The following is a 12,840-nucleotide window of genomic DNA, read 5'->3' as shown; positions in this document are numbered from 1 at the left end:
CGCCGCCACTGAATACAACGCAACCTCACAAGACAGGCTCGACGCCTCGCCAGCACCGCTGTGCCGGCAAGGTCGAGACAGGAAGGACACCATGGGCAAGGCGACTGGTTTTCTCGAATTTCCCCGCCAGAACGAGGCATACGAAGCGCCCGAAGCGCGCGTGAAGCATTACAAGGAATTCGTGTTCGCGCTGGCGGACAACGAAGCCAAGATCCAGGGCGCACGCTGCATGGACTGCGGCATTCCGTTCTGCAACAACGGCTGCCCGGTCAACAACATCATCCCGGACTTCAACGACCTGGTATATCGCCAGGACTGGAAGACCGCGATTGAAGTGCTGCACTCGACCAACAATTTCCCCGAGTTCACGGGCCGCATCTGTCCCGCACCGTGCGAAGCGGCTTGCACGCTGGGTATCAACGAGCTGCCGGTCGGCATCAAGTCGATCGAGCACGCCATCATCGACAAGGCCTGGGAAGAAGGCTGGGTGACGCCGCAAGTGCCGAAGCACAAGACCGGCAAGACCGTGGCCGTGGTGGGCTCCGGCCCCGCTGGCATGGCCGCGGCGCAGCAACTGGCACGCGCAGGGCACGACGTGACGCTGTTCGAAAAGAATGACCGCATTGGCGGCCTGCTGCGCTACGGCATCCCCGACTTCAAGCTAGAGAAGGCGCAGATCGACCGCCGCATGCAGCAGATGGAAGCCGAGGGCGTGACGTTCCGCACCGGTGTGATGGTGGGCGACAAGACGGTTCCGGCCGGCATCACCAACGATGCCCGCGAGACCATCGCCGCGGAAGACATCCTCAAGCAATTCGACGCCGTGGTGCTGACGGGCGGTTCGGAAGTGCCGCGCGATCTGCCGGTGCCCGGCCGTGATCTGGATGGCGTGCATTACGCGCTCGAATTCCTGATCCCGCAGAACAAGGAAGTGGCCGGCGATGCGCCGAACCCGATCCGGGCCGATGGCAAGCACGTTATCGTGATCGGCGGCGGCGACACGGGCTCGGACTGCGTGGGCACGTCCAACCGCCATGGCGCCGCATCGGTCACGCAGTTCGAACTGCTGCCGCGTCCGCCCGAAGAAGAGAACAAGCCGCTGGTGTGGCCGTACTGGCCGATCAAGCTGCGCACGTCGTCGTCGCATGACGAAGGTTGCCAGCGCGACTGGTCGGTCGCCACCAAGGCGCTGATCGGCGAGAACGGCCGCGTGACGGGGCTCACCGCCGTGCGCTTGGAGTGGAAGGACGGCAAGATGGCCGAGGTCGCAGGCAGCGAATTCACGCTCAAGGCCGATCTGGTACTGCTGGCGATGGGCTTTACCAACCCGGTCGGCGGCGTGCTGGATGCCTTTGGCGTGACGAAGGATGCGCGCAACAATGCGCGGGCCTCCACCGAAGGCGACAACGCTTATGCCACCAACGTGCCGAAGGTGTTTGCCGCCGGTGACGTGCGCCGCGGCCAGTCGCTCGTCGTGTGGGCGATCCGCGAAGGCCGCCAGGCTGCCCGCGCGGTCGACGCGTTTCTCATGGGCCATTCGGAGCTGCCGCGCTGACCACGTGGTGGAGTCGATTGACCCAGGCCCGCCTCGGCGGGCCTTTTTGTTTGGTGTGTCGATCATGGCGCGGGCGGGCGCGCCTTCATGGTTTACATCGACATGGTTTACATGGGTGCAGGGCGGGCGGGCCGGTTTCTAGAATGAAACCCTCCCCGTGATCCCCGTCCTGTTCATGCGCAACTGCGCCAGCGACAAGCCCGCAGAAGTGACCGCCGCGCCCAATTGGGAGCGGCGGCGTGTCTTGGCCTGGCTCGGTGTGCTGCCGGCGGTGCTTGCGTCTCCCGCGCATGCGCTGTTGCGCGGATACCCGTCGCAGCCCATGCGTCTTGTGGTGCCGGCGGCCGAGGGCAGCGCTTTCGATGCGCTCGCCCGGGCCCTGGCGGCGCAACTCCAGGCGCAGGTGGGCCGGCCGGTCGATGTGGAGGACCGCCCCGCAGGCAACGGCATGGCCGCTGGAGAGACCGTCGCCCGCGCCCCGTCCGACGGACACACCTTGCTGCTCCACCAGACCACGTTTGTTGCCCAGCCAGCGTTGGAGCCGGCGACGTACGATCCGCTACGCGACTTCCAGCCAGTGGCCATGGTCGCGACGCTGCCGCTGTTTCTTGCGGTCGATGCGCGGCTGCCGCTCTTTTCCGTGACGGACCTGCTCGCCCAGGCCCGCGCTGACACAGTCACCGTCAATTGCGGGTCGGATATCGCCGGTACCTGGTCGCACCTCGTCGCCGAGCAGTTTGTCCGCGACTACGCTTTCCACGCGCCACATGTGGCCGTCCGCGGAGAAGCCGGGCTTGTGCAGCAGGTCCTGGCGGGCCGCATGGCCGCGTGCTTCGCGTGTTATCCGAGCGTGGCGGCTGCGACGGCCAACGGTCAGCTGCGGTTGCTTGGGGTCACGGGCGATGCGCGCTCGCGCCTTGCACCCACGGTGCCCACGTTACGCGAAAGCGGCGTCGCGGGGTTCGACCGGAGCGCCTGGATCGGTGCCTTCATGCCGGCCCGCACCCCGCGTCTGCTGTCGGTGCGCGCTGCCGCCGAGCTGCGCCGCGCCATCTCTGCAGGCGATGTACGGGCCACATTGCAGGCCGGGGGCTTTGAACCGGAATGGGATGCGCCCGACGCCTTCGCGCAGGCCGTACGCCGCGACGCCACGCATTGGCAAGGCGTGATTCGTCAAGCTGATCTACGATTGGATAGTGGCGAATAAGCCGCTTCCCTGCGGCGTGCTCACTGTCTGTCGCCGCCGACAAGGGCCACGAGGGACCAGCGCGGCGCCCAAGCCACACACCGTGTCGGTAAGCGCAGCGTGACCGGCGAGGCACGCGGGTTTCCCCCTATAATGGCGGGCCGCTCCAAGCTGGTGCGGCAGCCAAGACAACAAGATGTGGCCTCCCTTAGCCGCCAACCCGTCGAGCCTTCTGCACCGAACTCCACCGTGTCCACCCAGCCCTCCAACGCCGTTGTCGAACTCGATCAGGTCGATTTCGCCTACCAGCCAGGTGCGCGGCGCATCCTGTCCGGCCTGTGCATGCGCGTGCCAAAGGGTAGCGTGGTGGCCGTCATGGGCGGCTCCGGCTGCGGCAAGACGACGATTCTCCGGCTGATTGGCGGCCAGGTGAGCGCCGCCGCGGGCACCGTCCGCGTGCAAGGCCGGGACATCGGCGCCATGGACAAGCGCGCCCTTTACGACGCGCGCCGCCAGATGGGCATGCTGTTCCAGTTTGGGGCACTGTTTACGGATCTGTCCGTGTTCGACAACGTGGCATTTCCGTTGCGCGAACACACCGAGTTGCCCGAGCCGCTGATTCGCGATCTGGTGCTGATGAAGCTGAACGCCGTCGGCCTGCGCGGAGCTCGCGATCTCATGCCCTCGCAGATTTCCGGTGGCATGGCGCGGCGTGTGGCATTGGCCCGGGCGATTGCGCTGGACCCGTCCCTCATCCTCTACGACGAGCCGTTCGCCGGGCTGGACCCGATCTCGCTGGGGCTGACCGCTTCGCTCATCCGCAAGCTGAATGACGCGCTGGGCGCGACGAGCATCATCGTCTCGCACGACGTGCAGGAGACGTTCCACATTGCGGATTACGTCTACTTCATTGCCAACGGTGGCATAGCCGCCGAGGGCACGCCGGCCGAACTGACCGCGTCGACCGACCCGTTCGTGCGCCAGTTCGTGCATGGCGAGGCGGACGGCCCCGTGCCGTTCCACTACCCCGGGACGCCGCTGGCGGATGATTTCGGTCTGGGCAAGAACGGAGGCGCACGATGATTTCCACCATCGGCCGCTTTGTTCTGGTGCTGATCAGCCGCTTCGGTTATGCCGCGCGCACGTTGATTGCACTGATCGGTGCTTCCGGCGATGTGCTGCGCCGCCCGCGTCTCGTCATTGAGCAACTGCGCGTCGTCGGCAATGATTCGTTCATCATCATCGCCGTGTCGGGTCTGTTCGTTGGCTTCGTGCTTGGCCTGCAGGGGTACAACACGCTCAACCGCTACGGGTCCGAGCAAGCCTTGGGTCTGCTGGTGGCGCTGTCGCTGGTACGCGAGCTGGGCCCGGTGGTGACGGCCTTGCTGTTTGCTGGTCGTGCCGGCACCTCGCTCACGGCCGAGATTGGCCTGATGAAAGCCGGCGAGCAACTGATCGCCATGGAAATGATGGCCGTCGATCCGTTGGCCCGCGTGCTGGCGCCGCGCTTCTGGGCGGGCTTCATTGCCATGCCGCTGCTGGCGGCGATCTTCAGTGCCGTGGGTATTCTGGGGGGATACTTCGTCGGCGTCGGGCTGATTGGCGTGGACCCGGGCGCGTTCTGGTCGCAGATGCAAGCCGGCGTCGATGTCATGGACGACGTGCTGAACGGCGTCATCAAGAGTTTCGTATTTGGTGTGGCGGTCACCTTCATTGCCCTGTATCAGGGGTATGAGGCCAAGGCCACGCCGGAAGGCGTCTCGCGCGCGACCACCCGCACGGTGGTGATCGCGTCGCTCTCCGTGCTGGCGCTGGATTTCGTGCTCACTGCGCTGATGTTCAGCTGAGCCGCCGGTTGTCGTTAGCGTTCAACGAGAAAAGATCATGCGTAAAAGCGTCCTCGATTTCTGGGTCGGCCTGTTCGTTCTGGTCGGCATCATTGCGCTCCTGTTCCTTGCGCTGAAAGCGGGCAATATGAGTTCGTTCTCGTTTGCCAAGACTTACCAGGTGAAAGCGGCATTCGACAACATCGGCGGATTGAAGGTGCGGGCTCCAGTCAAGAGTTCAGGCGTGGTGGTCGGCCGAGTGTCGCAGATCCTGTTCGATGACAAGAGCTATCAGGCGATTGCAGTGCTGGAGATGGATCAGCGCTATCAATTCCCGAAGGACAGCTCGGCCAAGATCCTGACATCGGGTCTGCTTGGCGAGCAGTACGTGGGTATCGAGCCGGGCGGCGACTCGGCCATGCTGGCCAGCGGCAGCAAGATCACCATGACGCAGTCCGCAGTGGTGCTGGAAAACCTGATCAGCCAGTTCCTCTACAGCAAGGCAGCAGATGCCGGTGCTGGCAGTGGAAACGGCGGTGCTGGCGGAGCCAAGCCGGCCGAGGGCAGTGGGAGCAAATAAACCATGAAAACAACAACATCCATCCGTATCCTGCGCGGCTTTGCGCTGGCCGTGGCAGCTGGCGCCGCGCTGCTGACCGGCTGTGCCACCGGGCCGAACGCCAATCCGGCCGATCCGATCGAGCCGTTCAACCGTGAGGTCTTCCGCATCAACGAAGACCTCGACAAAGGGGTGTTGAAGCCGATCGCGCAAACGTATGTCGATGTCGTGCCGTCGCCGGCGCGCACGGCGGTGTCGAATTTCTTCTCGAACGCGGGCGACGTCTATTCAGCCGTCAACAATCTGCTGCAGTTGAAGGGCACGGCCGCGCTGGAAGACACCATGCGTGTGGCGATCAATACCGTGCTGGGGCTGGGTGGTCTCATCGACATTGCGTCGGACGCCGGGCTGCCCAAGCACAAGGAAGACTTTGGCCAGACGCTGGGTGTCTGGGGTGTGCCCTCGGGTCCGTATGTCGTATGGCCATTGCTCGGCCCGAGCACCGCACGTGACACCGTGGGCTTCCTGGTCGACTGGCAGATGGATCCGCTCACATACTGGCACGACAGCACGATCACCTACTCATTGGCCGCGCTGCGCGTAATCGATGTGCGTGCCAACCTGCTCGGCGCGAGCAATGTGTTCGAACAGGCCGCAGTCGATAAGTACACCTTTCTGCGCGATGCTTACCTGCAGCGTCGCCGCTACCTGATCTATGACGGCAACCTGCCGGAGGACCAGGACAACCCGAAGTCGCCGGATACCGGTGACGCCACGGTGTCTCCGTATCAGCGCTTCACGCCCAACTGGCCGGTGTTCCGCCGCTGATTGGTACTCGTAACACCGTCGCTTCAAAGGTGACAAGGCGTAAAACTGGCCGTCCCGCTCGAACTCGGTGGCGGACGGTCTGTTCTAATCGGCAGCAAGATTGCAGTGCAAGCGCTGCAAGCGACCCGAAAATCACACTATAAGGACGCGATATGTTGAACAAGCTTCTCCGCTCCCTCTTCGCTGGTCTGACGCTGACGGCCGCCGTGGCGGCTGCCCCGGTCCACGCTCAAGAAGCCGACGCACAAGCGACCGTCAAGACGGCTGTGGATGATGTGCTCACCACCATCAAGAGCGATCCGGAACTCCGCGGCGGCAACATGGCCAAGGTGTTCCAGCTGGTCGACCAAAAGATTGTGCCGCGCGCCGATTTCAAGCGCACCACGCAGATCGCGATGGGCCGTTTCTGGAACCAGGCTTCGCCGGAGCAGCAGCAACAGATTCAAGAAGGCTTCAAAACCTTACTGATCCGCACTTACGCCGGCGCGCTATCGAATGTGAAGAACCAGACCGTTTCGTACAAGCCGTTCCGTGCGGCTGCCGATGACACCGACGTCGTGGTCCGCTCGACCGTGAACAACAACGGCGAGCCGGTGGCCCTGGACTACCGCCTGGAAAAGACGGCCGGCGGCTGGAAGGTATACGACATCAACATCAGCGGGCTGTGGCTGTCGGAAACGTACAAGAACCAGTTTGCCGATGTCATCAGCAAGCGCGGCGGCGTGGCTGGCCTGGTGAGCTTCCTGAACGAGCGCAACTCGCAGCTCGAGAAGGGTCCGGCAAAGTAAGCCACCTTCCGGTAGAATCCTCACAGCGGTCAACTCTGGCCGCTGTTTCTTTTTCAGTGCCTCCATTTCCATCATGTTGACCTTGTCCGGCCCGCTGACTCACCGCGAAGCGCCGCGCGTTCTGCGCGAGGGCGAGGCTCAGCTCGACCAAGCACGCGAAGCCGGCAATGCCGCGCTGCACGTTGATTGTGCCGGCTTGTCGCAGGTCGATTCGTCAGCGCTGGCGGTGCTACTGTCGTGGCAGCGCACGGCGCAGGATGCCGGTATCACACTCGATATCGCAGGCGCTCCGCAGGCGTTGTCCAATCTCGCCACGCTGTACGGCGTGGAATCTCTGCTGGCCCTTGCGCCGGCCGCTGCCGACCACCAACACCCGCGACATTGAGGCGGCGTCCGGTGCGGGGCGCAGGGCGATTGCCCTGAACCCGACATCGCGATGCCGCGCTCCGGCCGGGGCGTTGCGGGCGCCCCCGGCATTCGCGGTTCGGCGTCTTCATTGGTGACGCCGTGTGTTGGTCCAGTTCCCCTATAATTCTGGGTTTGTCGCTCTGCCGCCGCCGTGTGCGGCGTCCGCTGCCGTGATCGCCATGTCGATTCATGGCCACGATATGCGCAGGGTAGTTCACTTTGTCGGCCATGAAAGCCATCGAAATCGCTGACGTCCGCAAGCGCTACAAGTCATTGCAAGCGCTCAAGGGCGTGAGCCTGTCTGTCGAGCAGGGCGAGTTTTTCGGCCTGCTGGGCCCCAACGGCGCGGGCAAGACCACGCTGATCTCCATCCTCGCGGGCCTGAATCGTGCGGATTCCGGCAGCGTGCGCGTGCTCGGTCACGACGTCGTTTCCGACTACCGCACGGCGCGCCGCAAGCTGGGCGTGGTGCCGCAGGAACTGGTGTTCGATCCGTTTTTCACGGTGCGCGAAACGCTGCGCCTGCAGTCGGGCTACTTCGGTCTGACCAAGAACGACGACTGGATCGACGAGGTCATGGCCAATCTGGACCTGACCAACAAGGCCGACGCCAACATGCGTGCGCTCTCCGGTGGCATGAAGCGCCGCGTGCTGGTGGCGCAGGCGCTGGTACACCGCCCGCCCGTGATCGTGCTGGACGAGCCGACTGCCGGCGTGGACGTCGAGCTACGCCAGACGCTGTGGAAATTCATCTCGCGCCTGAACCGCGAGGGCCACACCGTCGTGCTGACCACGCACTATCTGGAAGAAGCCGAATCGCTGTGCGACCGCATTGCCATGCTGAAGTTTGGCGAGGTGGTCGCGCTCGATCGCACGGCGAATCTGCTGTCGCAATTTGCCGGGCTGCAATTGGTGCTGAGCTTTGCGAAGGGCACGCTGCCGGCATCGCTTGAAAGCCTGCGCCTGCCGGGCAACCACGGCGAGCGCGGTGTGCGTCTGCGGCTGTCGGGCTATGGCGAGATCGAGCAGATTCTCTCCACGTGCCGCCTTGCCGGCTGCGAGATCGACGACATGGAAGTCGCCAAGGCCGACCTGGAAGACGTGTTCGTGCAGATCATGCGCCGCGAAGGCGGATTGCCCGTCGGGCCTCAGACGCCTGCCATTCCCGATTCTGCGCTGGAGCCCGCTGCATGAATGCCATTCCCGAGAGCTTGCCGGGCCGTTGGGTCGGTTTCCGCACGCTGCTGTACAAGGAAGTCCTGCGTTTCTGGAAAGTGAGCTTCCAGACCGTCGCCGCGCCGGTGCTGACCGCGCTGCTGTATCTGCTGATCTTCGGCCACGTGCTGGAAGACCGCGTCAAGGTGTTCGACCAGTTGAGCTACACCGCCTTCCTGGTGCCGGGCCTGGTGATGATGAGCGTGCTGCAGAACGCGTTCGCAAACAGCTCGTCGTCGCTCATCCAGTCGAAGATCACCGGCAACCTGGTGTTCATCATGCTGCCGCCACTGTCGCACTGGGAGATGTTCGGCGCGTATGTGTGCGCCTCCATCATTCGCGGGTTGGCCGTGGGGACTGGCGTGCTCGTCGTGACGACCTTGTTTGCGCACCTGCACTTCGCGCAGCCGCTGTGGATCATCGTGTTTGCCGTGCTGGGCGCGAGCGTGCTGGGCACCTTGGGGCTAATCGCCGGTATCTGGGCTGAAAAGTTCGACCAGCTCGCAGCGTTCCAGAACTTTCTGATCGTGCCGGCCACCTTCCTGGCGGGCGTGTTCTATTCGATTCATTCACTGCCGCCGTTTTGGCAGGCGGTGTCCCACGCCAACCCGTTCTTCTACATGATCGACGGCTTCCGCTACGGCTTCTTCGGCGTGTCCGATGTGCCGGTGGCGACGAGCCTCGGCGTGATGCTGATCGCGCTGGTCGTGGTGGGGGGTGTGGCCCTGCAGATGCTGCGCACGGGCTACAAGCTGCGCCATTGATGCGTCGATAAGAAAACGAACGACGCTCACCCTAACGTTTTGCAGGAGAAGGGACGGCCATGTTGCCCACACCCGAACAAGTCAAGCAGTACATCGAAACCGGCCTGCCGTGCGAGCACCTCGAAGTCGAGGGCGACGGCCAGCACTTTTTTGCCACCATCGTCAGCGCGCAATTTGAAGGCAAGCGGTTGATCCAGCGTCACCAGCTCGTCTACGCCGCGCTGGGTGAGCGGATGCGCGCCGAAATTCACGCGCTGTCCATGAAGACGCTCACCCCGGCGGAGTGGCAGCCCTGATGGCCGAGCTTGATCCTACCCCGGTTACCGTTTCAACCGATTCCGACCTTGCGCTCGCTGAGCGCCCCTTCCACAGTGATCGACGAGACGTCTCGCTCATGGACAAACTGCTGATCGAAGGCAATGGCCCGCTGTCGGGCGAAATCCGCGTGTCTGGTGCCAAGAACGCCGCGCTGCCCATCATGTGTGCCGCGCTGCTGACGGCCGAGCCGCTGGCGCTGAGCAACGTGCCGAATCTGCAGGACGTGCGCACCATGCTCAAGCTGCTGCGCCAGATGGGCGTGGAGGGTGTGTTGGACGGTCACGAACTGAAGCTCGATGCCGCCACGATCCACACGCCGGAAGCTTCGTACGATCTGGTGAAGACCATGCGTGCGTCAATCCTGGTGCTGGGCCCGCTGCTGGCACGTTTCGGCCATGCGCGTGTGTCGCTGCCGGGCGGTTGCGGCATCGGCGCGCGGCCGGTCGATCAGCACATCAAGGGCCTGCAACTGATGGGCGCCGAGATCGTGATCGAGCACGGCTACATCGAAGCCAAGCTTGCTGATGGCGCAAAGCGCCTGCGCGGCGCGCGCATCGTCACCGACATGGTGACGGTCACGGGCACCGAAAACCTGCTGATGGCGGCAGCGCTGGCCGACGGCGAAACCGTGCTGGAAAACGCCGCGCGCGAGCCTGAGGTCACCGACCTCGCGAATCTGCTCGTGAAGATGGGCGCGCGCATCGAGGGCATCGGCACCGACCGCCTGGTCATCCAGGGTGTTGAAGCGCTCCAGGGCGCCGCGCACACGGTGATTGCCGATCGCATTGAAGCCGGCACATTCCTCTGTGCCGTGGCTGCGGCCGGCGGCGACGTGACGCTGCGCGGCGTACCGCCTGGCATCCTCGATGCCGTGCTCGACAAGCTGCGCGAAGCCGGCGTAACGCTTACCACGGGCGACGACTGGATCCGTGTGCAGATGACCGGCCGCCCCAAGGCCGTGAGCTTCCGCACGTCGGAATACCCGGCGTTCCCGACCGACATGCAGGCGCAGTTCATGATGCTCAACGCCATCGCCGAGGGCTCTGCCACGGTGACGGAGACCATCTTCGAAAACCGCTTCATGCACGTGCAGGAACTGAACCGCCTGGGCGCCAATATCGTGATCGAAGGCAAGACGGCGGTGGTGACGGGCGTCGAGCAATTGTCGGGTGCGACCGTCATGGCCACCGACCTGCGCGCCTCGGCCAGCCTCGTCATCGCCGGGCTGATCGCGCAGGGCGAGACGCTGGTCGACCGCATCTATCACCTGGATCGCGGCTACGACCGCATCGAAGACAAGTTGTCCGCTGTCGGCGCCAAGATCCGCCGCATTCAAGCGTAAGGTAAGGAACCCGCCGGTCATGAACGCATTCCAGTCCGCCTCCAACCAGCTCACGCTGGCGTTGTCCAAAGGGCGCATCTTTGAAGAGACGCTGCCGTTGCTGAAGGCTGCCGGCATCGAGGTGACCGAAGACCCGGAAACCTCGCGCAAGCTGATTCTGCCGACGTCCGATCCGGCGCTGCGCGTGATCATCGTGCGTGCCTCCGACGTGCCGACCTACGTGCAATACGGCGCGGCGGATTTCGGCGTGGCCGGCCGCGACGTGCTGATGGAGCACGGCATGGCGGGCCTGTATGCGCCCATCGACCTGAATATCGCCCGCTGCCGCATGTCGGTGGCGGTGCCCAAGGGCTTCGATTACGCCAATGCGGTGCGCCAGGGTGCGCGCCTGTCGGTGGCGACGAAGTATCTGAATACCGCGCGCGAACACTTCGCCAAGAAGGGCGTGCACGTCGACCTGATCAAGCTGTACGGCTCGATGGAGCTGGGCCCGCTGGTGGGCCTGGCTGACGCCATCGTCGACCTGGTCAGCACGGGCGGCACGCTGCGCGCAAACAACCTCGTCGAGGTGGAAGAGATCGTGCAGATCTCGTCCCGACTGGTCGTCAACCAGGCTGCGCTGAAACTCAAGCGTGACAGGCTGGCGCCCATCCTCGACGCTTTCGAGCGCGCCTCCGCGACGGACGCGCGTGTTGGGGAAGCCGCATGAGCCTGACCATCCGTAAACTGGATTCGGCCGACGCCGGATTCGCGGCGCAACTGCGCCAGGTGCTCGCGTTCGAAGCGAGCGAAGACGAAGCCATCGACCGCGCCGCTGCGCAGATCCTGGCCGACGTGAAGGCGCGCGGCGACGCCGCCGTCCTGGAAGCCACCCGCCGCTTCGACCGCATCGATGCCGACAGCGTAGCCGCGCTGGAACTGTCGCCCACCGTGCTGCAGACTGCGCTGGATGGCCTAGAGCCCAAGCGCCGCGCGGCTCTGGAAGCCGCCGCCGCCCGCGTACGTGCGTATCACGAGAAGCAGAAGATCGAGTGCGGCACGCACAGCTGGGAATACGCCGAAGCCGACGGCACGGTGCTGGGCCAGAAGGTGACGCCGCTCGACCGCGTGGGCATCTACGTGCCAGGCGGCAAGGCGGCGTACCCGTCGTCGGTGCTGATGAACGCGATTCCGGCGCGCGTGGCCGGGGTCAAGGAAATCATCATGGTGGTGCCCACGCCGGGCGGCGTGCGCAACGAGCTGGTGCTGGCTGCGGCCTGCATTGCCGGGGTGGACCGCGTGTTCACCATCGGCGGCGCGCAGGCCGTGGGTGCGCTGGCTTATGGCACGGACACCGTCCCCGCCGTCGACAAGATCGTCGGCCCGGGCAACGCCTATGTGGCGGCCGCCAAGCGCCGCGTGTTCGGCACAGTGGGCATCGACATGATTGCCGGTCCGTCGGAAATCCTCGTCATCTGCGATGGCACGACCGATCCGGACTGGGTGGCGATGGACTTGTTCTCGCAAGCCGAGCACGACGAGCTGGCCCAGTCGATCCTGCTGTGCCCGAACGCCGAGTTCATCGCGCAGGTGGAAGCCAGCATCAACCGTCAGCTTGAAGACATGCCGCGCCGGAGCGTGATCGCAGAATCGCTGTCGGGCCGAGGTGCGCTCATCAAGGTGCGCGACATGGAAGAGGCGTGCGACATCGCCAACGACATCGCACCGGAGCATCTGGAGATTTCAGCGGAGAACCCGCGCCAGTGGGCCGAGCGCATCCGCCACGCCGGCGCGATTTTCCTCGGTAAATACACCAGCGAATCGCTCGGCGATTACTGCGCGGGCCCGAACCACGTGCTGCCGACCTCGCGTACGGCGCGCTTCTCATCGCCGCTGGGCGTGTACGACTTCATCAAGCGCTCCAGCCTGATCGAAGTGAGCGAAGCCGGTGCACAGATGCTGGGCGAGATTGCTGCCGAGCTGGCCTATGGCGAAGGCCTGCAGGCGCATGCGCGCAGCGCCGAATACCGCCTGCAACGCCCGACCTCCGAATAACGCCCGCTGCAAGAACG

14 protein-coding genes are annotated in these 12,840 nt (G+C 64.5%); all 14 read left to right on the top strand.

Features of this window, described 5'->3' with window-relative positions; all coding sequences use genetic code 11:
* Positions 1–91: 91 nt before the first annotated feature.
* The 14 genes from N5B55_RS14045 (at position 92) to hisD (ending at position 12,823) form a co-directional block, all read left to right on the top strand.
* Positions 92–1,555: a glutamate synthase subunit beta gene (locus N5B55_RS14045; RefSeq protein ID WP_178960773.1), complete on the top strand. Its 1,464-nt coding sequence runs from the start codon at positions 92–94 to the stop codon at positions 1,553–1,555.
* Positions 1,556–1,730: 175 nt separating this feature from the next.
* Complete coding sequence (locus N5B55_RS14040; protein ID WP_304539799.1) at positions 1,731–2,762, top strand: Bug family tripartite tricarboxylate transporter substrate binding protein; 1,032 nt, start codon at positions 1,731–1,733, stop codon at positions 2,760–2,762.
* A 228-nt stretch (positions 2,763–2,990) separates the two neighbouring features.
* On the top strand, positions 2,991–3,824 hold the full coding sequence (locus N5B55_RS14035; protein WP_304538477.1) for an ABC transporter ATP-binding protein: 834 nt from the start codon (positions 2,991–2,993) through the stop codon (positions 3,822–3,824).
* On the top strand, positions 3,821–4,588 hold the full coding sequence (gene mlaE / locus N5B55_RS14030) for a lipid asymmetry maintenance ABC transporter permease subunit MlaE (RefSeq protein WP_154208660.1): 768 nt from the start codon (positions 3,821–3,823) through the stop codon (positions 4,586–4,588). Before N5B55_RS14035 ends, mlaE begins: the two co-directional genes overlap by 4 nt.
* Positions 4,589–4,625: 37 nt before the next feature.
* Positions 4,626–5,147 carry an outer membrane lipid asymmetry maintenance protein MlaD gene (mlaD, locus tag N5B55_RS14025; protein WP_065856248.1) on the top strand — a complete coding sequence of 174 codons (522 nt, stop codon included), beginning with the start codon at positions 4,626–4,628 and terminating at the stop codon, positions 5,145–5,147.
* A gap of 3 nt (positions 5,148–5,150) precedes the next feature.
* Positions 5,151–5,954, top strand: coding sequence for an MlaA family lipoprotein (locus N5B55_RS14020; protein ID WP_304538476.1), 804 nt, complete (start codon positions 5,151–5,153; stop codon positions 5,952–5,954).
* Between the two features lie 152 nt (positions 5,955–6,106).
* Positions 6,107–6,742, top strand: a complete 636-nt coding sequence (locus N5B55_RS14015) for an MlaC/ttg2D family ABC transporter substrate-binding protein (protein WP_065856244.1) — start codon at positions 6,107–6,109, stop codon at positions 6,740–6,742.
* A gap of 73 nt (positions 6,743–6,815) precedes the next feature.
* Positions 6,816–7,127: an STAS domain-containing protein gene (locus N5B55_RS14010; RefSeq protein ID WP_178960771.1), complete on the top strand. Its 312-nt coding sequence runs from the start codon at positions 6,816–6,818 to the stop codon at positions 7,125–7,127.
* Positions 7,128–7,378: 251 nt separating this feature from the next.
* A complete protein-coding gene (locus tag N5B55_RS14005; RefSeq protein ID WP_065856240.1) occupies positions 7,379–8,344 on the top strand; it encodes an ABC transporter ATP-binding protein in 966 nt (321 codons plus the stop codon).
* Positions 8,341–9,129 carry an ABC transporter permease gene (locus N5B55_RS14000; RefSeq protein WP_027680233.1) on the top strand — a complete coding sequence of 263 codons (789 nt, stop codon included), beginning with the start codon at positions 8,341–8,343 and terminating at the stop codon, positions 9,127–9,129. Before N5B55_RS14005 ends, N5B55_RS14000 begins: the two co-directional genes overlap by 4 nt.
* 59 nt (positions 9,130–9,188) lie before the next feature.
* Positions 9,189–9,425 (top strand): BolA family protein, encoded by a 237-nt coding sequence (locus tag N5B55_RS13995; protein WP_009241936.1) that lies wholly within the window; start codon positions 9,189–9,191, stop codon positions 9,423–9,425.
* A gap of 98 nt (positions 9,426–9,523) precedes the next feature.
* Complete coding sequence (murA, locus tag N5B55_RS13990; RefSeq protein WP_304538475.1) at positions 9,524–10,789, top strand: UDP-N-acetylglucosamine 1-carboxyvinyltransferase; 1,266 nt, start codon at positions 9,524–9,526, stop codon at positions 10,787–10,789.
* 19 nt (positions 10,790–10,808) lie between these two features.
* Positions 10,809–11,498 carry an ATP phosphoribosyltransferase gene (gene hisG, locus N5B55_RS13985; RefSeq protein WP_009241938.1) on the top strand — a complete coding sequence of 230 codons (690 nt, stop codon included), beginning with the start codon at positions 10,809–10,811 and terminating at the stop codon, positions 11,496–11,498.
* Positions 11,495–12,823 (top strand): histidinol dehydrogenase, encoded by a 1,329-nt coding sequence (gene hisD / locus N5B55_RS13980; RefSeq protein ID WP_304538474.1) that lies wholly within the window; start codon positions 11,495–11,497, stop codon positions 12,821–12,823. Before hisG ends, hisD begins: the two co-directional genes overlap by 4 nt.
* The last annotated feature ends 17 nt before the right edge of the window (positions 12,824–12,840 follow it).

The sequence above is a fragment of the Ralstonia pickettii genome, from assembly GCF_030582395.1.
GTDB classification, from domain to species: domain Bacteria; phylum Pseudomonadota; class Gammaproteobacteria; order Burkholderiales; family Burkholderiaceae; genus Ralstonia; species Ralstonia pickettii_D.
The sequence above is the reverse complement of the archived record's forward strand: the minus strand, read 5'-3'. Positions and strand labels throughout refer to the sequence as shown.